19 protein-coding genes are annotated in these 22,294 nt (G+C 46.5%); 10 read left to right on the top strand and 9 right to left on the bottom strand.

Translation table 11 applies throughout. From position 1 onward, the window contains the following. Window positions 1-288: 288 nt before the first annotated feature. Genes BBG47_RS30405 through BBG47_RS23755 form a run of 3 tightly spaced genes read left to right on the top strand, consistent with a single transcriptional unit; the run spans window position 289 to window position 2,242 of the window. A complete protein-coding gene (locus tag BBG47_RS30405; RefSeq protein ID WP_217492517.1) occupies window positions 289-513 on the top strand; it encodes a hypothetical protein in 225 nt (74 codons plus the stop codon). 2 nt (window positions 514-515) lie between these two features. Continuing rightward, window positions 516-1,322 (top strand): ABC transporter substrate-binding protein, encoded by an 807-nt coding sequence (locus BBG47_RS23760; protein ID WP_217492516.1) that lies wholly within the window; start codon window positions 516-518, stop codon window positions 1,320-1,322. 2 nt (window positions 1,323-1,324) lie between these two features. After that, window positions 1,325-2,242 (top strand): iron chelate uptake ABC transporter family permease subunit, encoded by a 918-nt coding sequence (locus BBG47_RS23755; RefSeq protein ID WP_065293778.1) that lies wholly within the window; start codon window positions 1,325-1,327, stop codon window positions 2,240-2,242. A 32-nt stretch (window positions 2,243-2,274) separates the two neighbouring features. Here the strand turns inward: BBG47_RS23755 and BBG47_RS23750 are convergent, their stop codons facing one another. Further along, window positions 2,275-3,135, bottom strand: coding sequence for an EamA family transporter (locus BBG47_RS23750; protein ID WP_065293777.1), 861 nt, complete (start codon window positions 3,133-3,135; stop codon window positions 2,275-2,277). Window positions 3,136-3,297: 162 nt separating this feature from the next. Then, window positions 3,298-4,368, bottom strand: coding sequence for a helix-turn-helix transcriptional regulator (locus BBG47_RS31450; RefSeq protein WP_065293776.1), 1,071 nt, complete (start codon window positions 4,366-4,368; stop codon window positions 3,298-3,300). A 265-nt stretch (window positions 4,369-4,633) separates the two neighbouring features. Between BBG47_RS31450 and BBG47_RS23740 the strand changes: the two genes are divergently transcribed. Further along, window positions 4,634-5,365: a class I SAM-dependent methyltransferase gene (locus tag BBG47_RS23740; RefSeq protein ID WP_065293782.1), complete on the top strand. Its 732-nt coding sequence runs from the start codon at window positions 4,634-4,636 to the stop codon at window positions 5,363-5,365. 44 nt (window positions 5,366-5,409) lie between these two features. Here the strand turns inward: BBG47_RS23740 and BBG47_RS23735 are convergent, their stop codons facing one another. Then, complete coding sequence (locus BBG47_RS23735; RefSeq protein ID WP_065293775.1) at window positions 5,410-6,678, bottom strand: MerR family transcriptional regulator; 1,269 nt, start codon at window positions 6,676-6,678, stop codon at window positions 5,410-5,412. Window positions 6,679-6,832: 154 nt separating this feature from the next. On the opposite strand from BBG47_RS23735, the gene BBG47_RS23730 reads away from it, so the two are divergent. After that, window positions 6,833-8,281, top strand: a complete 1,449-nt coding sequence (locus BBG47_RS23730) for an amidase (RefSeq protein WP_065293774.1) — start codon at window positions 6,833-6,835, stop codon at window positions 8,279-8,281. Between the two features lie 527 nt (window positions 8,282-8,808). Here BBG47_RS23730 and BBG47_RS23725 read toward each other — a convergent pair. Then, a complete protein-coding gene (locus tag BBG47_RS23725; protein WP_065293773.1) occupies window positions 8,809-9,102 on the bottom strand; it encodes a hypothetical protein in 294 nt (97 codons plus the stop codon). Window positions 9,103-9,249: 147 nt separating this feature from the next. On the opposite strand from BBG47_RS23725, the gene BBG47_RS23720 reads away from it, so the two are divergent. Then, window positions 9,250-10,275, top strand: a complete 1,026-nt coding sequence (locus BBG47_RS23720; RefSeq protein WP_065293772.1) for a hypothetical protein — start codon at window positions 9,250-9,252, stop codon at window positions 10,273-10,275. A 61-nt stretch (window positions 10,276-10,336) separates the two neighbouring features. Here the strand turns inward: BBG47_RS23720 and BBG47_RS23715 are convergent, their stop codons facing one another. Further along, window positions 10,337-10,573 (bottom strand): DUF6953 family protein, encoded by a 237-nt coding sequence (locus tag BBG47_RS23715; protein WP_065293771.1) that lies wholly within the window; start codon window positions 10,571-10,573, stop codon window positions 10,337-10,339. 729 nt (window positions 10,574-11,302) lie between these two features. Here BBG47_RS23715 and BBG47_RS23710 point away from each other — a divergent pair. Next, a complete protein-coding gene (locus BBG47_RS23710; protein WP_065293770.1) occupies window positions 11,303-11,710 on the top strand; it encodes a DNA-directed RNA polymerase in 408 nt (135 codons plus the stop codon). 318 nt (window positions 11,711-12,028) lie between these two features. Here the strand turns inward: BBG47_RS23710 and BBG47_RS23705 are convergent, their stop codons facing one another. Beyond that, window positions 12,029-12,838, bottom strand: coding sequence for an N-acetylmuramoyl-L-alanine amidase family protein (locus BBG47_RS23705; RefSeq protein ID WP_083189559.1), 810 nt, complete (start codon window positions 12,836-12,838; stop codon window positions 12,029-12,031). Between the two features lie 174 nt (window positions 12,839-13,012). Here BBG47_RS23705 and BBG47_RS23700 point away from each other — a divergent pair, with 174 nt between their 5' ends. Beyond that, window positions 13,013-13,327: a YqzE family protein gene (locus tag BBG47_RS23700; RefSeq protein WP_021253182.1), complete on the top strand. Its 315-nt coding sequence runs from the start codon at window positions 13,013-13,015 to the stop codon at window positions 13,325-13,327. A gap of 67 nt (window positions 13,328-13,394) precedes the next feature. Here BBG47_RS23700 and BBG47_RS23695 read toward each other — a convergent pair whose 3' ends face one another. The 3 genes from BBG47_RS23695 to BBG47_RS23685 form a co-directional block, all read right to left on the bottom strand. Then, entirely contained in the window at window positions 13,395-14,630 is a 1,236-nt protein-coding gene (locus BBG47_RS23695; protein ID WP_065293769.1) for a hypothetical protein, read from the bottom strand. Window positions 14,631-14,810: 180 nt separating this feature from the next. Beyond that, a complete protein-coding gene (locus BBG47_RS23690) occupies window positions 14,811-15,950 on the bottom strand; it encodes a YqhG family protein (RefSeq protein WP_065293768.1) in 1,140 nt (379 codons plus the stop codon). Window positions 15,951-15,974: 24 nt separating this feature from the next. Continuing rightward, the gene (locus BBG47_RS23685; protein WP_254659906.1) at window positions 15,975-17,864 is read right to left on the bottom strand and encodes a DEAD/DEAH box helicase; all 1,890 of its coding nucleotides are present in this window, start codon (window positions 17,862-17,864) and stop codon (window positions 15,975-15,977) included. A gap of 265 nt (window positions 17,865-18,129) precedes the next feature. Here BBG47_RS23685 and BBG47_RS23680 point away from each other — a divergent pair, with 265 nt between their 5' ends. Beyond that, window positions 18,130-21,195: an adenosylcobalamin-dependent ribonucleoside-diphosphate reductase gene (locus BBG47_RS23680; RefSeq protein WP_065293779.1), complete on the top strand. Its 3,066-nt coding sequence runs from the start codon at window positions 18,130-18,132 to the stop codon at window positions 21,193-21,195. Window positions 21,196-21,223: 28 nt separating this feature from the next. Beyond that, complete coding sequence (locus BBG47_RS30115) at window positions 21,224-21,388, top strand: hypothetical protein (RefSeq protein WP_175400624.1); 165 nt, start codon at window positions 21,224-21,226, stop codon at window positions 21,386-21,388. The last annotated feature ends 906 nt before the right edge of the window (window positions 21,389-22,294 follow it).

Raw genomic sequence — 22,294 nt, 5'->3', positions numbered from 1 at the left:
TGGCAGACGCGCTAGATTCAGGTTCTAGTGTCAGCAATGACGTGGAGGTTCGAGTCCTCTTGACCGCACCACCTTTTCAATTACAGGTTTCTATTCTGTTGTTATCAGCAGAATAGGAGCCTTTTTTTGTTTTCGGATTAAAGAGCGGGAATATGACAAGGCTGCCTGTATATGTTTTTGCTCCTTTTGCAAGGAAAAATCCTCCCTCAATAGGTAGAGTTATAACGCCTATATCCCTAATAATGATTATTATTGATAATGATTATCAATAGATGAAGGAGGAATATTATGTGTAATAAAAGTACGCTTATTCTAGTCGTAGTAATCCTATGCACTGTCATGCTGACAGCTTGCTCTCATCAAGCACAAGAGAACAAGGAAACATCGAATCAGGTTCAGACAGAGCAGAACTTGCTTACTAAACAAAGCCACTATCCTTTGACCTTATCCGTTTATACCGATGAAGGTAAAAGGAAATACCGCAGACAATTGCAAAAGAGCCGCAGCGAATAGTCGTGATCGGTCAAGGTCTCGCAGAGCTGATGATTGCTTTTGGTGGAGAGAAAAAAATAGTGGGGCTTGCTTATTTAGATAAATCGTATTCTAAGTATGAAAAGCAAATCAGGCAGCTTTCTGTGTTAACAGATATGTGGCCATCCAAGGAAGCCATCCTGGAGTTGCAACCCGACTTGATTATCTCTATGTCTTCGGCATTCCAAAAGGAACGATTAGGGGATATTTCTTTTTGGAATGAAAGAGGGATTTCCGTTCTTACTGGAATCAATTATACGATCGGACGAACGATAGACGGCTTTTTCGAAGATATCGAAAATATAGGAGAGGCGCTTCATATTGAAAATAAAACGAATGCTTTTGTGACAGAAAAGAAAGCGCGAATAAAAGAAATTCAAAACAAGGCTGTGCAAGCTAAGAATAAGCCTAAAGTATTGCTGGTCGCGAGCGGTGGTCGGGAGACCTATGATTATTATTCACCGTCGTTATGCGTCATCGATGAAATGATAGAAGGCTCAAGCGGGGGGGATATACAAATATCCGAGGAAACATATGCCGAGATGTCTGTGGAATCTATCCTCGCAGTGAACCCGGATAAAATCATTATTACCGAGTTTCAAAAATCGGATAGTGAAGCGGCAAAAAATAAGGGGCTCCTTAATCCGAGCTTGAGGAATGTAACGGCGATTAAGAATAAGCATGTCATGGTCGCTGATTATACGAATGCCATCCGCGGCAGTCTTGAACTTGTAGATTTGTACGAGGATGTTGCCAAGTTTGTTCATCCCGAACTATATAAAGGAGAATAGGCGTGACACCCATAACCCATATAACACATAAGAGAGAACCACAAAGCAATTCACTATCTGTTGAAAATATAGTAAAAAAACGAGCCGTATTTTCTGCGATGGTATTCACGCTTATTGTTGCAGTTGCTTTATCTGTGGTCATTGCAGTATCGATTGGACAAGTCTCCATTCCATTTCGACAGTCTTTTTGGATACTGGTGGATCACATGAGCGGAATGCAAATCGATTCCATCGATGGGAGCACAAACGGAATGTTTACGGATGTCATTTGGCAAATCCGATTCCCAAGAGTGCTGGTAGCCATGGTTGTTGGTGCGGGACTGGCGCTCTGTGGAACAGTCATGCAGGCATCTGTACAGAATCCGTTGGCCGATCCCTTTATATTGGGAATTTCATCTGGCGCATCGTTAGGAGCGACGTTTTCGATAATGGTTGGTTTTGGCATAGGGGGGATTCTCGGAGAATTTGGAGTCGCCACCTGGGCATTCCTTGGTGCATTGATTGCAGCGGTTCTGGTGCTAGGGCTTGCCAGCATCGGAGGAGAAACATCCTCTGTGAAATTGATTTTAGCTGGAACTGTAATTATCGCGCTATGCGGTGCTTTTTCTAACTTTATTATTTATTTTGCAAAAAATGCAGAGGGTATACGTTCTGTAACCTTCTGGACTGCTCGCATGATCTCGAAGGATATGGGGGTCGGTGTTCTCGCAGCTCTGCACGATCTTTCTCTAGCTTCTGTATATTGTGATTTTCTTTACGTCATGAAGGAAGGACGGATCATAGCTTCGGGAAATCCTAAGGAGATACTAACCAAAGAGCTTATAGGGCAGGTATACGAAGTTGAATGTGAGAGAATAATGAAAACGAAAACTTGTATGGTTTTGTTGTCAATTTGGGGTGCCCTAACAAGCACCCCTTGAAAAATCTGTGGACTCATGATTTGAAAAATCGATTATAGCAGCAGCATCAGGGTCCCACCAATGAGCAAAATAAGACCTATAAAAGCTTTCATAGACAATTTTTCCTTGAATACAAAATATGCAAAGATAATCGTCACAAGTATGCTCAATTTATCGATAGGTACTACGATGCTCGCTTGTCCTTCTTGCAATGCTTTGAAATAGAGCAGCCAGGACATACCGGTAGCCAAGCCGGACAGGGATATGAAAATCCAACTCTTTTTGTCGATTGTTTTGATTCCGCCTTGCTTGTTCGTGGCGAATACGATCAACCATGCCATAAGCAACACGACGATCGTTCGAATAGCGGTACCTAAATTGGAATCAACATTCTCGATCCCGGCTTTTCCTAAAATTGCCGTGATTGCTGCAAAAAAAGCAGAGAGTCCTGCGTACCAAATCCATATCCTGTTTTTGTCTGCGGACTCCTTCGCATCTTGTCTTTGTATCATCATATACGTTCCGATACCAATTAACGCCATGCTGATGATTTTGAGCACGGTGGCTGGTTCACCCAGCAAGATGATTGCAAAGAACATGGTGATAATCGTGCTTGATTTATCAATGGGAACGACAACGTTCACATTTCCTAATTGCAGCGCTCGGAAATAGAAAATCCAGGACGCGCCGGTTGTTAGTCCTGATAAAATAAGGTAGAAAAGAGATTTTGAGCTGATGTCAAATAGAGCATGATGCAAGTTTCCCGCAAATACAATTACCCATGCAAAAATGACAACGATCCCCGTTCTAAGGGCAGTAGCCAGATTGGAATCCATGTTCTGAATTCCGATTTTCGCAAGTATGGACGTTAAACCTGCAAACAGAGCCGCGCCAAAAGCATAGATGATCCACATTTAAAAATCCTCCAAACCATAAATAACGATATGTATTCTATGAAACAAATCTCATTAGCAACAGATCACAAAGCTATCTCCGTCAAGGAGGTAAGCACTTATTGCTTGCTTTTGCCCAAATGTGCCCTAGCCTTTGCCCATTGTTGCTCATACGCTGCAAAGTCATACAATGCCGAATTGAGAGAATAATCGCCAGACTAGATCTCTGCGGCTGGATGTTCCCGTTTTCGCAAAAATAGCTTTGATATGATCCTGCACCGTATAGGCTGAAATATGTAAGGAGAGCGCAAGTTCCTTGGTGGACATGCCACGGACGATCGCATTAAGTATTTGTTTCTCCCGCTCGCTCAGTTCATAGGCTTCAGACATCAGCCGCAGCGTGTCCGCTGGTCCAGTTGGCTCGAATGATACGGCGAGTCTGGGGCTCCTATCGGTATTATTCAATGCGTGCAGCTTACTCACGCGAATGGTCAAATACGGATAGCCGGGGAGATGGACACAGCACTTTGCCGCTGACGTAGCTGCTGGTAAATCGGGCAAGGCTCGGAAGCAGGCTGTTCGCACAGGTCTAGGAAGCACATCGTCGTCAATCCATTCCCATGCACGCAGCCGAGACAACCAGTGGTCTGCAGCTTCGTTCGTGGATAATACGCCAAGTCTCTCATCCAGAATGATGATACCAGGTTCCATCTCTGGCTCGACTTTACCCTCAGTTGGTATTACAAAGTTAGATTTGCGCAAACGCATAGCAATTGCTGGCGCGAGAGAAGCAAGAAAAGCACGCTCATTTTCTGTAAATAACGGGTGCTCGAATCGGCGAAACAATGTTAAGTACCCCGAACAAGTTCCTTTATACATCAATGCTGCTCTCAATTCGTCACTGAAGCCAGCAGGAGACAGCACATTGCTGTACCGCGCGCTTCTCGTCAGGATTCCTTCCGTTGCGTGGCTTAATGCTGCAACCGGAACGTCAGCCTTCACTAATTGATGATAAGGAATGTAGTCGGAACGGACATAATCATACTCGAACAAGCTGTTGTGGATGAGCTCTACTGCTTCATCTGTTACAGAACCCGTACACAGCAGTGTATCGGGATCTACGGTAGTGCAGCATGCGGCATCGAAGGGGACAACCTTCTGCAGCAGTTTCAAGAGTTTTTTCCGATACGTACGAGAACAGCCTATGCCCTCGGATAACTTCAACAGCTCGATTTTGTTGGACTCCATGTTCATGTGCAAATTTGGCCTCCTCAAGCCTCAAGTTTAACAGGTTGCATGAATAAATCCCAGATTTCTGGGATGGGAGGTTCGATTGATACTCTTTATAATTGATAATGATTATCATTATAGTAGGAAAACTGGAAGTTGGGAAGAGGATGCGGGGGGCTTTTGGTTGTTTTCAATGGATGAAATGATCGAATAACGGACAATTAATATTCGGCAAGGAAAACACAATAATGAGGACCACATGGTTGGTCAAATAAAGGAGATGGATGAGATGAATCGCATGAACGAACGTCAGCCGCTTGATTGGGATAATCCGGCCGTATACCAATATGAGCAGACGATACCGCTGAAAATTCCAGGTTATGCAAGCTTGTACGAGATTACGAATCGCTTGCTGAGTGCACAAGGAAAAGTTGGAGAGAGCAGCGATATTCTGATTGTTGGCGCTGGCGGCGGTCAGGAGTGCGTAACGCTCGGCGCGGAACATGAGGACAGGACGTTTACGGGAATTGATCTTTCCGAACGTATGCTGGAGATTGCAGCACGTCGGGTAGAGGCAGCTGGATTAAAACAGAGAGTGACGCTCATTCAGGGCACGATCGAGAACCTGCCGCCCGGCCGCCTTTACGATGCAGCAACTTGCATGCTTGTGCTGCATTTCATACAAGGACTATCTGCTAAGTTACAGCTGCTGCACGGGATTGCAGAGCGTCTGAAACCGGGAGCGCCGTTGTTCCTTTCCTCGATTAACGGGGAGCCTGGCACGACTGCTTTTGACCTTCAAATGCGAACTTGGGTGAGGCATATGCAGGACAACGGCGTATCCCGGGAGGAGACTGCAAAGTTTGCGGAATCTATTGGTACTACGTACGATCCGATCCCTGCGATACAGGTTCAAGAACTGTTGAAAGGGGCGGGCTTCGAGCAGGTTTCTTCTTATTTTGGCGTTTATCTGATTGATGCTTGGGTGTCAATCCAGGCCAAGCAATCATTATCCATGTGATGGTTCTTATACCACGCAACCGTCGTCTTAATCCATCATCCACATCACTGCACAAAAAGATTTGGACGATCATCGCTGCCACGATGCTCAGCCAAGTAGGCCAACAGATGAAGCTTTTCGTTATGGACATGATAGCGTAAATAGCTTCCTGGTTCCTTTGTATAACCAAGCAGTTCGCGATCCGTTAATTTCATGCCGACATGGGAGAAGTTTTCATCCAAATAATCTGGATGATAGGTTCGCTCATGAGCTTGCGGAAACAGATGACAAATTCGCGAAAGTGAAGCGGCGGGGGGCTGATAATACAAATAGTGCCCCAGCACACGGGCGCCCGGCTTGAGATAAGGCAGCATCGGGAGAAGCGGGAAGGTTCGATTGTGCAACGAAAAGTCGTTGAACGAAAAGCTGTCGACGATCAAATCAACGGTAACGGGGGCTAGCGGAAGCTGCCAATCACTGCTCTCGATATAAAGCGCCTGCAAATCGATATGATTCTGTGAAAGCTTCTCTTTAAGCCTGATAAGCAGTTCGCTCGACGTACCGCAAAAGATGTACATCGTCTCCGGTGGGAGAGATGAGATGTATCTAGGAAGAACCGTGTACACATCAGCGTTGGCTTCCACAATCAGCTGGTGCTTGGCAGGTTCGCTTCTAAGCCGGTCGGCCAACCATTGGTTGCCCTTTTCCGTCAGGTTGATAAAAGCAGATGAAAGCAATTGAAAACGCTCGTGCTCATAGCCATAGGTATATGCGGAACGAGCGTTTTCTTTATCCGAGGTAAGCAGAATGCCATCCTTGATTTCAGCCCGATAAGAGCAGGAGCAGTATAATTGTGCGCTAAGCATATATTTTCCCTGAAGGAAGGCGTTTCGTATAAGCAGTGGAATGCGGCAGGAGGGGCAGTAAAGCAGGGGCAAAAAGGAGTAAGGCACTCCGGTCTCTGCTTCCGTCCTAGGCTCGTCCTGTAAAGTGATTAATTTCTTTTCAAGCTGATGAAGAGCGTTTTCCAGTTGCTCTTTATCCTTCATTAGCCGCTGTTTCTTTTCATTCATCATACGTAGATAATGCCAGCGAATGTCTTCGAAGACGGTAAAATCAGAGATTCGCTTCCTCAAAAGCATTTGGCGGATTTCCTGAAGTGTAAAATGAAACTGCTTCATTTCACTGATAAAGGCCATATCCTCAACGCATGAAGGAGTAAATTCATATTGGGCGCTTGCTTTTTTATCCGGAAGCAGCAGCTCGATTTCAATGTAGTAGCGTACCGTATCTACGGACACGTCAAAACTCTTGGCGAATGCCCCAATCTTCATGTAAGCACCTCCCATATTTTCCTTAATCTAATAATAAACTAAAATTGCGGGAGCACTCCAGATTTTTTTGAAAAATGAGATTTATTGCAGGCTTGATCTCAAGTACGCTCCATCTCTTAAGATAAGCGCATAACGAAGAAAGAGGTGAGATGCAATGAAGTTATCCGAATATGCTAGTTATGATGGTCTGGGTCTTGCCGAGCTGGTCAAGCGCTGCGAAGTTACGCCACAGGAACTGACGGCATTAGCTTGCGAAGCTATCCGGCTGCTGAATCCGCAACTAAATGTGATGGCCGTATCGATGCAGGAGCTAGCAGAAAAAGAAAGCACGTCTGCTTTGCCGAATGGCCCGTTTACTGGAATTCCGTTCTTGGTCAAGGATTCAACTTTGCATGCGGCTGGAGTGCCTCTAAATAGCGGGAGCCGACTAGGGGAAGGAATGATCTATCCGTACGACTCCGAGATGATGAGGCGGTTCCGACAGGCAGGTCTGGTGACACTCGGATCCACCACAGCGCCCGAATTTGGCTTCAATGTAACAACGGAAGCGGTTCTGTATGGGCCGACGAGAAACCCTTGGAATCCGGATAGGAGTCCAGGCGGCTCAAGCGGCGGCTCTGCTGCGGCGGTCGCGGCAGGTATTGTGCCAATTGCGCATGCCAATGACGGTGGCGGCTCTATCCGCATTCCTGCGTCTTGCAGCGGTCTGGTCGGCTTGAAGCCGACGCGTGGACGAACACCCAACGGTCCTGACAACGGAGAAGTGCTGAGCGGACTCGGTATACAATTTGCCGTGACCAAGACGGTGCGCGATGCGGCTGCACTGCTGGATGCGGTTGCAGGGCCAGACCCGGGGGCTTATGCTTGGGCCGAGCGGCCGAGCCGTCCCTTCTCAGCAGAACTTGCTGAGGAGCCGGGGAGACTGCGGATAGCCTGGATGGGCAAGCCGTTATCGGGCACCCCCGTTGATGCGGAATGCTTGCGGGTCTTGCATGAGACCGTCGGCTTATGTGAGGAACTCGGGCATGAATTAGTGGAGGTATTGCCAGAAGTGGATTATGAAGCATTGTTCGTGGCGACGATGCACATATGGGCGGCCAACACGTATCATGGAATTGAGCGGCTTGCGAAGGCCTTGAATCGTAAGCCCTCGGAACATAATCTGGAAGCAACGATACTGAAAGCTTACCAATACGGCGCTACCTTAACCGCCCATGATCTGCTTAATGCCCTCGATATCAGTGCGCAAGCGTCTCGATCCGTCGGTCGTTTCTTTGAACAGTACGACGTGCTCCTTTCCCCAACGATTGCGTCTTTGCCGTTTCCGTTAGGCGAACTGAATGCCAATAATTCGGATATCGATCTAAGAAGCTGGACAGAACAAGTATTCACCCGCGCTCCGTTCACTAGTCTCTTTAATACGACAGGCCAGCCTGCTGTATCACTTCCGCTTGGTTGGAGCACGGACGGTCTGCCGATCGGGATGCAATTTGCTGGGCGATTCGCCGACGAAGCTACACTGCTGCGGCTCTCCGCCCAATTGGAAGCCGCCCGGCCATGGAATCATAAGCGTCCCCTCATTCATGCAGCTAGCAGCCAATAAGCCATTCATTTTCTGATCAGACGAACAGAAGCCCAGGTCGACTTAGTAAAAAGATAGCGATAGCATGTAGTTTTATTATTAGGTTCCTTATGATAGGGATGGAAAATCACAAAAAGGAGAGCATATGCAGAATAAAGCAGATGTGGATAGATTAGCAGAAGTATATGCAATGCAAATGATTCCTATGAAATAGAGAATGTGTACTCGGAGAACTTAATGAAACTGGTGGGGCAAACGACTCAAACTCATCAATAACTGAGGAAGCGAATCGGTTGGGCTTGCATAGTCTGGAATCGCACGAGGAGTTGCAAAACGCCCCTCGGTATGTTGATGAGCCAAATGATCCAAGTGTGTGGCAAGGAAATACAGCTCCAAATAAGTATGATAAGCGTTAATGTATTAGAAAAGGCTAGGCTTGGAAAAACTAATTTTCCTAGCCTAGCCTTTCTTGCTTAACATAAAATGTTAAACCCGTTCAATACAGGCTTGTTTTTGCTTTCTTAACCCGAGACTTCGTTGTTATGCTGCTACGGTTTAATTTTTAAGTTGTGATTGGTTTTTACGATATTAGATTGAGTTGTTGCAGTTGCAGTTGTTATACTTGGCGCAGTAAGCATCCTCTCGATTCTTTCCAGCCGATCTAACACCATAGCTATGGAAAAAAACAATACTGAACCAATCACTCCACTTATCCACCAAGCCCATGCAGGATGTAAATCGAACAAGTTGCTGAATAGTTTCAATGATTCCTCAGCACGAACACCCATAATAAGACTTCCCACTAATATACAAATTCCAATAAGCCGTAATATACTTGCCATCAAGCTTCCTCCTGTTCTTCAATATAATTTCGACATCTTCCACATGTATCCTTTTAAACAAATGCAAGACAAGCAAGGGTATTCAATAATAAGCATCCGTAACAATCGGCCACCTCAATCGATACTATGGTTTAGGAGGGGATGCGATTGCAGGATCCATTTTTTAATACAGCCACGATCCATACGATTCGCAACGGAGTCGAAATACATGAGTTGTGGCTGCTTATTAACGCACGCTACGATGAGACCGCCAAGCGATTCAAGCGGATCAATGTCGACAATTTTAGCTTCGGTTGGCAAATGCAGGCTTGCGGCACGTATCCAGGTGAAGAGAACATCGGAGATTTAGACAATCAGGGAATGAATTTATGGAAGGCTAACGGGAAAAAGGCATACAGTGTAGGGGATCCTGCACGTGACCAAACCGGTGAAGATATCGGGGCTCTGCAACCGGATGGAAGCTGGCGTGAGTTCGGAATCATGCTGGGATGGAATAATCTGTTTATGTGTGACTCATATGGAGGAGTGACGATCGGAGGATCAGGCATTGAAATTGACGGCTCAGGCATATCTCCGCTCAGTAGGCTTTCACTGGGTAAATTCAGCGGTGGAAGCTTAGTCCCGCAGCGTCCTATTCAAGACTATGTGTTTGCCTATAACGGAATGTGCTGGAATGTTCAACATGGACTGTGGAACAAAGATATTGGGGAACAGAGCGGCCTCTTCTATGGCTTGACAGCACCAATCAACTACAATGATAAGGCTGATGGCTCGTTCAACCCGGATTCCAACAAGGCGGACATGGACAAAGCGGAAGTGGTCGTCATGAAATTGCCAGGAGGGAAATCTGCTCAGATCGAAAATTGGGAGTATCTTGTGCAAATAACGAGCAGCGGGAACGCGAAAGTCCACGGATATGATGTCCCGCTAACTCAAGCCATTACCGTTAATTTAAATCAAAATCATGCAGCTAACGTATTTTATCCGAATTCAACCTGGAACAAGAAGAATGCGCATATCTTGGGTGTTAAGGGAATGAAGGCTGATGGAACGACAAAATCGGTTCAAAGCTATGATGCTTCCTACTATGATTATGGCATATATCTCAGTATGCCTGCTGAATATGAACAAGCGGAGGTTCTATTGTCGAGAATCGGAGTGTCGTCGGAATGATGTAATACAAAAGAGCCGCTGGCTTAATGGCCAGCGGCTCGTCATTTTCTGTAGATGCTATTTACATTTTAAAAACCCATTTATATTCTGAAGGATTCCATTCGATCTTTCCATCCTTGTTCAATTTTCCAAATTCCATAGCAACTGTTTTGTTGACTGCTTTCATCCCGTTGTCAAAGGCAAAAGTGAAGCGCTTGCCGAATGTTTCTTCAATGCTTTGAACTGCATCAGCCAAGTTTACGACGATATCTCTTTTAATCTTGTTGTACAACCACAGTGCAACGTGTTGTTCGTTCATTTTACTTGCTCCCTTCATAATTCGTGTATTCACGGCTGACAGTTTTGGGCTTCTCCGTCCTAAAGTCTGATCCCGTATCTTTATATTACTACAAGATCCTACCCAATCCTGCTATGTAAATGTGAAAATCTTTTGTCATTTAACGCTTATATGCTCGAGTGCATAGTTGCTTTACCGTGATAAAACGTAAATGGAGCACAGTTGGGTAGAGTCTACTTCTTAAATAATCATATCCTTTTCACATTATCTTATGCTAAGGTAAGCGGTTTGCGACTGCGATTAAGAACTTGTATACAATTTTTTAACTTGTATGTGAAAGAATTTCGATTATGATAAAGGAGTAAGGGCGTAAATGATCTGACTTTTGAAAAAAAGGTATTGACATGTCGGGAGAATGAGTATATAATCAATATTTAATAACGAAACACACTCCCTCAACCGTCATTTCACCGTCCATTTCGCCAACCACCTGTCTGTCCATTGGTTCGTTACTCACTATTGCTTTGTCCCTTTTTTAAGCTTGGAATTGTAATTGGTAGTGAAGTTTGCTTTATTTTTATTGGCTATTTTAGTTGTGAAATGTTTTTGAGGATTGATCATCCTATGCTGGGATGATGTTTGAACATGTTGTGAAATGTTTAATTATGTTAAGGAAAGAGAATTTTAAGAAACCTGACTCATTGAAAATAGAGCTAGGAGGTTTTTTCTTAAGAAGTTGGAGGAATACAAATGAATACAATACTAGTAAACAATTGGTTGAATCACATGGGTGACTACCGTGCAAGCCGTGCATTGAACGAGCGTAGATTGACTTATCGCATGTCTTATGTACAAGATGTGAAGATGAACATGGTGGGTGCGCGTCGTGAACAAGACAAGTTGCGTCATGCCATTACACGTGCGAAGGAACAAGAAATGATCTTCCATGCTGCGTGCTCGAAGCTTGATGCCGTACATCGCGATGCATTGAATACGCGTTACATGCACATTCAACGAGGCATCGAACCTGGTGTCATTTCTGAAGCGATTGATGCTCTTACTGCGGCATTGCAGTTGATGGAGAAGTACGGAGCGATTCAGTATCGTATTGTTGAAGGCTATGTGATTATGAATTTTGTACAACAGCGCACAGCGTAAGTGTATAGGATGCGATCAGGATTTTATAAACTGTCATCTCACGGACAGTTCTCGTCCACTTTAGCATCTCATATTGCATCTCATTTTAAACGATTGGGTGAGCATATGTTTTTGGAAAGTATGGAACGTTAACAGCCTCTTAAGGATAACAACTTAAGAGGTTTATTTATTTCCACTTGCTTTAATCAATTAACTTATAAAAGCAACCCCCGAAGCTCTTCTCCTTATGCCTAAAGAAGCCCAAAGTATAGCCTAATTGTAATATGACGCTGGAATGCGCCCCCTTGCTTGAACAGATGAAGAGAGCGCTTCTTCCAGTTAGAACATGGATTGATACAACATAACTGCATCACAGATGCGTGATGCAATGAGCGTCTGAGTTCGTGATTCAGTCAGCAGCTTGCGATCCCGATCATTGCTAATAAACCCGGCCTCAACAATCACTGCTGGCTGCTCCACCCGCTTGAGCAAATAATAAGTAGGGCCGAGCTCTGGCTGCTTATGCGATGCAAAGATTGGATTCAATGATTGTTGAATAAACCAAGCGAGCATTCGGCTTCGCCCTTCTTTCTGATGCAGCACAATCGGGCCGCGTGCAGCTTTGTTTTTGTTCCAATTGACATGAATGCTGATGAATATGGATACGGGGAGTTCTTGACTTAGCTGCCGACGCTGTGCAAGATCCTTGCGATGTCTAGAGCGGGTGGCCGACCATCGGTTATCATCGCTAAGCGCATAATCACCGGTTCGGTTGACAATGACCGGAATGCCCCTCGACTTCAGCATAAGATACAACTTCTGAGCGATAGCTAAATTAATGTCCTTCTCCAAGATATTGCCGTGAGTTGTTCCCCCGTCAATTCCCCCATGTCCTGCATCAATTAAGACCAGCTTAGAAAAGGGAAGACTCGGAAGGGATCCAATTGGTTCTGTATTGGGTGGGACAGATGCTGCAAAAGGTTCAGGGATTGCGTCCACGGCTAATTCCTGATATACGGCAGTCTCATATGTGGCGGCAGCACGTCCGGCCTGTCCTATCCCAATATTAGCGGTACACCCGATGACAATAGCTATAATGCCAGCGACCATTCGGCGCAATCGCGATGCACATGACGGTTGATGTAGCATAAAGCAATCCCTTCTTTCTGTCACATGGTCAACATAATCATTCCATCTTTATCGTGTACAGCGAAGCACAACCTCATTCCTGCCAATTTGGGTTGGTGCGCCGTAGATCTGGGTATCCTAAGAATGACGGGGCGAGGCAGCCAAGAGATAACGACGAGAGGATTGAGAACCGTTATGGCTAAAGCAGGAAAAGGAGAAGACTTGATTAAATACATTACACAACGCGTTGTCACCTATATGGATACGCCGGTTGAAGCGCGTCGGGAGCGTCAAATGGAGCGGAAAAATCGTGCAAAGGAATCGTGGCAAACGAAGTGGTTCGGAATGGTGCCATTCGGAGTCAAAATGTGGGCTGGCCAATGGGGGAGTGCAAGCAAGCCTCTACTCAAGCGGGCCAGAGAACTAAATGTGCTCCGACTATTGCGCAAACAAGTCAAAACAGCCTCAAATTCTCCATCATCAGGATCTGGGACGCCTTCTCAACCTTAGGCAAAAAAAAGGGGCACGCCTTTGAAGGTCGTGCCTCTTTGCAAGGATCAAGCTATGAACATATTTTTTACGACTGTGGAATAAATGCCCCCGCTTGCAATGCATCTGAGGAGGGCAGCCAGCGTATGGATTTCATGTCAGGAGAAGCGACAATTACATACACATTGTCTCTTGTCTTTGCCAAATCGCTTGAATTGCTCTGACCATCTCTATTTCCTCCTCCAAGCATCCATCTCTGAATCCCGATATACGAAAAAGGTTGATTAACAGCCCCGCCACTTATGCGCTGTACATAAACCCAATTTTGATCACGATAAGTAAGAGGAAGCTCCTTGGAGCTATTCATAGATAGCTTAGTCATCCACTTCACATTCTCATAGGGATCGAATGGTTCAATCAAACTGCTTGATGAGGCAACCTCGCTGTAGCTCTGCGAGGAGGCGACGGCATGATAGGATAGCAATTGTGTCGGAAGCAATCGTTCCTTGCTGTCCATGCGATTAGATCGATTCTCTGAGGGCTGGCTCAGCAATGTAGGGCCATTATTTGCATCTCGTTTTGTTGGCGCTGGTGCATACTGCTTCGGCAGCGGGAGCCATTCTCCACTTTGCGCATCAAGCCAATCAACGTTCCCGTTGTGCCATTCCACTCGCCATACGGTAAGCAGCGGGGCTAGCTGGTACGGGTAAATACTCGTTACCCGTACTTTCTTATTACGTTCCTCAACAAGCTGCTGCTGTCGATATAACAATGCATCCTGTAAGGTCGACTCATCAAAGGGTTGCTGTTCGCCAAGCCCATATTCCGACAGTCGTATTTGACCATCGGCATCTGCCTGTAGAATCATATATCCAATTTGCTTTTGCTTGTCCATGACGCGGATGAACCACCCATGCATGCCTGGCCCAAGAGGGAAGCGTTCTGTATCTGCATGCTCCCATTGCTGGAATGGGGCTTTCTTGGCGAGCTGCTGCTGATAGTGGATAATTGCTTCATCAATCTGTTTGTTCTCTCCACCCCCTGGAAGCAGGGTCAAAGATGCGGGGGCGGGCTGGAAGGTTTGATAGGTAGACGAAGCAGAAGTAGACGTCAAGATGAGCGAATGTTCACTAAATAAGGATTGTTGAAGGGAGAGCGGAGCATAAGCCTCGCCTACAATGTTCTCATTGGTTCTGCCCGATAGTGTCTTGGCTTCGCTTGATGCAAACAGAATGCCGACAGTAACACTGCCAGCTACAAGGGAAGTCAGTGCAGCGGATGCGGCGATATAAGCCAATTTCGTCCACCAAGGTTCATTATTCATGCGAATCACCTCTAATTTCCGTTGTTACAGGCTGCCTGTATCGGTTGCTGTTAGTAGATATCCTTAATTGTAAAGGACAAGCTCTAAAAATGGTGTCGTTCCATTGTTCAGGTGCTTGTCCTTTACACGTTCTATTTTTGCCGCAATGTGGCGTTTCTGCACTGTTCATGATTGATAGGCTTAGGTCAATGTCGAAGGAAGATGAATCAAACCTGCATTGAGAATATTGACCGCAATCCGAGGCTCGAACTGCCACCGAATCTCTTGGCACCTCATGTCATATTGCTGCTGGATCTGTTCTTGTTTCGAAGGGGAATTTGTATTCCCTTGTTCGGGATCAGTGTCGGAACCATTCCCGCCATGCTTGTCCTTGTTGAATGGCGTACTCGCAGCCTGCTCGGCATCGGTGCTGAATTGCTGAAGCTGAGGTTCGTAATAAGACTTCAATCTCGCAAGCTCTTCTTCCAATCGTTCTGACGCCTCCACAGCCCATGTATCGTCATAGGTAGAGATGAGATCGATTAAATGTCTTTCTACAGCCTCGCGGGCTTGTTGAATAGACAACGACCAAGACGCAACATGCACATTGGAAGGAAGCTTAGGGGACAAGGGCATGGACAGCAGCTGTTCCATGAAGTCAGTCCGAATGCGTCCCGTTACAAGAGATATTCCGAACGAATGAATTTCCTCTCTCTTCAGATCGCAAGAAAATTCGACGTTAAGATTTAAGAGAAGCCATGGCTCATATGCAGTAGAACGCTTACTACCTCGTGTGGAGCTGCTTGCAGCAGTACTGCCGGCATTGGCTGGTTCAGCGAACAATTGAATGAAGCGACCCTCTTCATGAACCGCTTGCATGATGCTCGACAACCGCCGGCTGCCGAAGGTAACATCCTCGCGTGGAATTCGTCCTAAGCCTCCACCGCCGCCTGTAAAGGCGGGTGCTACGCCGAAGTAGCGACCGAGGATGGAGTCACCGGGGGCTGTACCGGCAAGGGTAGAGCCCGGAGGCGGAGCAATAGCTGCACCAGTTGGCGGAGCTGTGGCGTTACCCGCAGGCGGCAGGACTGGCGGGGCAGAAGGTCCACGATGGGGTTCAGGCGGCATCGCAGAAGGATCGAATACGAAGGTGAATCGCATCGTCTCGGGCTCTGCCCCTGTGCGATCAACAAAACCCCAATAGTAGGGACGGTTCGTAAGCTTACGGTCGGCTCGTTCTGACAGCTTCACGGTTACACTGGCAGGTGAGGTCTCCATGATATGACAATCGGTGGCCTCCAAATAATCGAGCACAAATCGTCGTACTTGCTCCGTATTCATTCCTTCCTACCTCCTATTCTGTCATCATCCTTCAATCTCGGCACTCATGTTATGCAGGAGATTACTTATTGCTGCGCTCTTCTCGTCGTCTTCCATATCTATTTCTTCACGTATCGCATTTAACGAATTGCCTAAACGCTCCACCTCGGTGCGAATCAGATCTTCCGAATCCGATTCCAGAAGAATGCGGGAGAGGCTCTTCTCGAGAGAATCCTGCTTCTCGAACCGTTCCAGGATCATGTCGAGACTGCCGATGACCATCTCGAACATGTTGATTTTCTCATGAAGCAGGTTCAATATATATTCTTCAATTGTTCCTTGCGTTGATAGGTTGTAGATCTTCACATCATTGTTCTGACCAAGCCGATGTACCCTACCAATCCGCTGCTCTACGCGCATCGGGTTCCATGGCAAATCAAAATTAATCATATGATGGCAGAACTGCAGATTGATACCTTCGCCCCCGGCTTCTGTTGCAATCATGACCTGTGCCCGTCCGCGGAAAAGATCCATCATCCAATCCTTCTTGCCGCGGTTCATCCCTCCGCTGTAAGGAACTGCGACTAGACCGGCATTGCGGAAATACTGCAGCAAGTACTCCTGGGTAGCTCTGTATTCGGTAAACACGATAACTTTTTCATTAATCTCGCGAATAATGTTCATCGCCGTTTCGGCTTTGGTATTCGCATTAATGCCTTTAATGAGATCGACAAGATCCCAGATATAATTGCGAATAGGGGAGTCCTCGGCAAGCTTCTTTGACAAATTCACGAGTGTTAAGAAGACGGCATCCCGACTGGAGCATACTTCCCGCTGCAGCGTAATGAGGGAGAACATGCTGCCGATATCCCCGCTGCTTGTTCGATATTGCTCCTTTACAAATCGAGTGACTCCATCATAGAGCGCCTGTTCTTCCGGCGAGAGGGTGAGTGGAACATTCTTAACGATACGCTTCGTAAAATGAACATTGCCTTCCCCCCTGCGATTGCGCACCATGACCTTCGACAGCTCGCTCTGGAGCATGCCCTCATTCTTCGGCATCCGCTTGTCTGCGACGAAGTTCGTGCTGAACTCCCCTTGACCGCCCAGCTGACCTGGCTTCAGCAGATTGATCAAGTTATACAACTCGTTCATATCATTCTGAACGGGTGTAGCAGTTAGCAGAAGACAGTATTTCTTGCGCAAATGCTGAATGAATTGATAGTTCGTTGTTTTCCGATTTTTCAGTTTATGGGCCTCGTCAACGATTAACATATCGTACTCCTGCTCCATGAGAATTTCCTTGTGCGGATCGCGCTTAGCTGTATCCATGGAAGCGACTACGATGTCATTCGCCCATTGATATCCCTTCTTTTGGGCGATTGCGGGGATGCCGAACTTATGGTTCAACTCACGAACCCATTGCAGCACAAGTGAGGCAGGCACTAAGATGAGCACTCGCTTCACAAGTCCACGAATCATATATTCCTTCAATACAAGACCGGCCTCGATCGTCTTCCCGAGACCTACTTCATCGGCTAATATTGCTCTGCCTCGCATATCATGCAGCACTTTGCGGGCTGTCTCTAACTGATGCGGCAGTGGATCGACGTTTGTAATATGAGTTAAGCATTGAAGCTCGTCAAATGCATGAATCCGCTTTGCCTGCTGGGCTTCGTATGCAAGCCGGAATAAGGTCCAATCATCCCAAGGGCTGTTTTTGTCAATGCGAGCAAGAAGCTCGTCCGTCCATCCGTTCTCGATAGTAAGGGGGATGCGACCTATTGCAGCTGTGCTAGTACGGGAGGATGTGGAGGGGTTATCTCCATTATTGCCCACAGCTCCCATAGATGCATCGATTCCGGGGTAAGCTAGTGTTGTAGAAGCGTTACTCGGTGTACGAGACTCTTCGTTCGACGGCTGATACGTACGCATGTTGTCTCCCTCCCTAATCGATTCGTTATTCTTCATTACCGTGTAGTATGGACGTAATCTTCTTATTTCATAACTGTTCATACGATACGATGGAAAGAGTTTGGAATGAGGGATTTATCACAGTGGTTTTGTATATGTTGATGTAAAATACTTTTTGGACACTAGATATAGTGTTGAGTACATACCATGTAAGCAGGTCTAACGCACGTGGTTGTCAGTAATGATTTGATGAATTGAAGAAGCCAGGAGGTCGTTCTCTTTGAATATGTCACAGAAGAAACGCTTGGAAGGACTAAGTGAGAAGATATTTCTAGATCGATATGCAAAAAAGGATGCAGATACGAACAATACCCGAGTGGGAGACGTTGTACTTGTATTAACGAAAGATGATCCGAAATTTCCGACGAAGGAGGTTGGAGAGGTTACTGCACGTAATGGCCGGAACTTATCTGTTGCACTCCGAAGCGGGGCGACCATCCAGACATCTATTGAGCACGTGACCCTGACCGTGGAGAAAACACCGGAGGAAATGTGGGATCGATTGGCATCTGCAATTGCCTCCGTTGAGACTACGGAGAAGCAAGCGGAATGGACGGACAAATTCAGATATATTCTCGATGATTGGAAGCTTGTCCCGGGTGGACGAATCGCAGCAGGAGCAGGAGCAAGCGAGGAGCTAACCTTGTTCAATTGCTATGTCATTCCGTCTCCGAAGGATAGTCGAGGCGGGATTATGCAGACGCTCTCGGAAATGACAGAGATTATGGCTCGGGGTGGCGGCGTTGGCATCAATCTATCCTCGCTTCGTCCAAGACGGGCTATTGTGCGTGGTGTTAATGGCTCATCCAGTGGAGCGGTTTCATGGGGAGGCTTATTCAGCTATACGACAGGACTTATCGAGCAGGGCGGCAGCCGGCGTGGTGCCTTAATGTTAATGATGTATGATTGGCATCCGGACATTTTGGATTTTATTACGGTGAAGCAGACTGCAGGTCAAGTGACGAATGCGAACTTATCTGTCTGTGTTAGCAATGGATTTATGAAAGCCGTGAAGGAGAACTTGGACTGGGAGCTTGTATTCCCAGATACGAGTGATCCGGACTATGATGAGCAGTGGGATGGAGATTTGGAGAAGTGGAAGAAGGCAGGCAAGTCCGTCATTCCTTATCAGACAGTTAAGGCCCGCGACATTTGGCATACGATTATAGAGTCGGCGTGGAAGTCGGCGGAGCCGGGTGTTGTCTTCATGGAGCATTATAATCAGATGTCGAACAGCTGGTATTTCAACCCGATTATCTGTACGAATCCTTGTGGAGAACAGGGACTGCCGGCGTGGGGTGTCTGCAATTTATCTGCGCTCAACCTGTCCAAGTTTTATGATGCTGAGAAGCGGGATGTGGCTTGGGAGGAGCTATCGAAGGTAACGCGTTATGCGGTGCGCTTCCTCGATAACGTCATAGATAAGACTCCGTATCATTTTGAGGAGAATAAAAACAATCAACAGAAGGAGCGGCGTGTCGGGCTTGGCTCGATGGGATTGGCGGAATTGATGATCAAGCTTGGAATCCGATATGGAAGTCCTTACTCGCTCGAATTCCTTGACCGACTGTTCGGCTTTATTGCCCGCGAGGCCTACTTGGCTTCTGCGGATATTGCTGCGGAGAAAGGTGCTTTCCCTGCCTTCCAAGCAGAGCCTTACTTGTCAAGCGGCTTCATGAAGCAAATGTGCGGTGTATATCCTGAGGTCGAAGAAGCAATTCAAGCGAAGGGGATGCGTAATGTAACGGTCATTACACAAGCGCCGACGGGCAGCACGGGTACCATGGTTGGCACTTCCACCGGGATCGAGCCGTACTTCGCCTTCAAATATTACCGCCAGAGCCGTCTCGGCTATGACGAGCAGTTCGTGCCGATTGCGCAGCAATGGAAGGATGCGCATCCGAACGACCAGCTGCCGGATTACTTTGTAACAGCGATGGATCTGTCAGCAGAGGATCATATACGTGCGCAAGCAGCGATTCAGCGCTGGGTGGACAGCTCGATTTCCAAAACGGCGAACTGTCCGAATGACTTTACTGTCGAGCAGACGAAGGAATTGTATGAACTGGCGTTCGACCTCGGATGTAAAGGTGTAACCATATATCGGGATGGAAGTCGAGACGTGCAAGTGCTGTCGACGGAGAAAGAGTCGAAGCAGGAAGAGAGCAACCATTCAGAATCGGGGCAAGCTGATTCCCATTCGAACTCGCAGGGAAAGCAGCCTGAGCAGGATGATTTCCGTGGGGACAATCAGGAGAAGCAGCAATCCGTGCAGAATCATTTTAGTACGGACTGTCAGGAGAAGTCGCAATCAACACAAGGAGGGGTTCTGCATTGCGAGTCTTCCTCTGTCTCGGAAGATCAGCAGAAGACGAAGAATAATGGGGACGGAAATGAGCAGCAGCTTCGTCGTCAGGATACCGGCTCGTCTGGTGCATCATCTAGTATCTCTTCAGATCGTGAAGAGAAGGATAGAGTGCGAGCGCAGGAAAGTAATGACGGTCAGGAATCTACACATGGCAATGCTTCTCCATCTGCTGAGGTAACTGCAACCAAGGGGGAAGAATCTGAATCAGTAAGCTCAAATAATGTGTACAAGCGCCGTCCACAAGTATTGCGCGGAGCAACGTATAAGATTAATACGCCGTTCGGGATGGCGTACATTACGATTAATGATTTGAATGACATTCCTGCAGAAATCTTCTTAAACGTTGGCAAGGCTGGATCCGATGTATTTGCGATGGCAGAAGCGCTAGGCCGCGTATGTTCACTGTTCCTGCGCTATGGCGATCATGGCAACAAAGTAGAGCTGTTAATCAAGCATTTGAAGGGAATCGGTGGTTCAGGTTCCGTTGGCTTCGGGGCTAATCGGGTGGAGTCGATTGCAGATGCAGTCGCAAAAGCGCTGGAGACACATATGCAGGAGCAGGCATGTGATCAAGAGCGTCAGCGAAATAATGAAGGGAGAAACGGTCAGCAGAACCATCAAAATGACAGCGGTCAGTCGCACAACAATAACCAACAATCGAGTGAAAATGGCCATCAGTCAAACAGCAACAATCAGACTGCCGATGGCAATCATCAACAGGTTAATTCTGTACGACAGGAATCGATCGAGCAGGCACCAATCGCAGCTGCGATTGAAGATTCATCATCTGCTCAGAAAAATACATCTCCTCAGATGAAGAACGGGATGTCGAGAGACTTATGTCCTTCTTGTGGCTCAGCGTCGCTCATTAATATGGAAGGTTGCAAGACGTGTGCGAACTGTGGTTACAGCCGTTGTTCATAAAGAGCATGTGTTTGGAGATTTGAGAGAAATGAGTGCGGTAAATCATTTGTATGTAACGTTCATTGTAATAGTCGGGGCAATACATCGGCTACCGTGTCAACGTGGCGGCATGGATAACAATTCGGTGGCGCTGCTTGAATATATGAAGAGAGGCGCGCAGATCAAATCGCCGATTAATGGTTACAAAGTATAGGGCAGATGGAAAACCCCCGTGAAGCTGCTATGGCAGCGCCCCGGGGGTTTGTGTTTTGGTCTGGCGCAGCATGACGCCAACTATTTAACCCCTGACAGCCTGTAGTATGGCTGCAGCTGGTCCCTGGTTGTTTTCTAGTTGCATAAAATGAACGGGGGATTACAGTTGAACTTCAGTTCATTTTATATAGGTTAACAGAATAATGACACTTCTAAAACAACAAAAGCCCTACCTCTCTTTTGTCCTTGCGGCTCCGATGACCGCGCCAGTGTGAATCAGAATTTCGTCTTTACATAAACTCATACTTCGTTTGGGTTATTCAAAATAGGAATTTAAAACCTCGTGGTCACGAAGGGTTATTCTTCTAGCGAGGAACGTAAAAGGGGTTAAATTGAACTTACAATATCATATTATATCACAGATGTAACTGTCTGACAAGAGCTCTATTGGGTTCTACTTTAGGCTGCACGGGCGGAGCCGGAATTAACAAAACTGATTCAAACACAACTGCAACAATGGATTGCTAGTTTGCCCTGCTTCATCAAGGCTTACCTTCCTATTTCATGCTGCGAAGGAGAGAGCATAGTATTATGATTAATAGGCCTAAATGGTATCCTGATGAGAGTATTTTCAGTTATTTTCAGATATTATTTAGATTGACTAGGAGCCAATTATATGACAACCAATGTGTTGCTGGCAAAGTTATACAAAAAAATTACCTGGCAGAGCCGCCAATTTCGAAATAATATACTGGGAAATACGAATTCTTACTTATTAAAAAATCGAATGAAATATTTAGGAACCGCCGAATACCGAGCGGTATGTATGTCAGAAAAAAGTTATTATTTAACAATTTGGGTGTTGCAATGAAAAATTTGGTATGTTACTATTGCGCTAACACTTACG

Source organism: Paenibacillus sp. KS1 (assembly GCF_001680695.1).
Taxonomy (GTDB): Bacteria; Bacillota; Bacilli; order Paenibacillales; family Paenibacillaceae; genus Paenibacillus_B; species Paenibacillus_B suaedae.
Note: the sequence above shows the minus strand (reverse complement) of the source record. Positions and strands in the feature narration are given on the sequence as shown.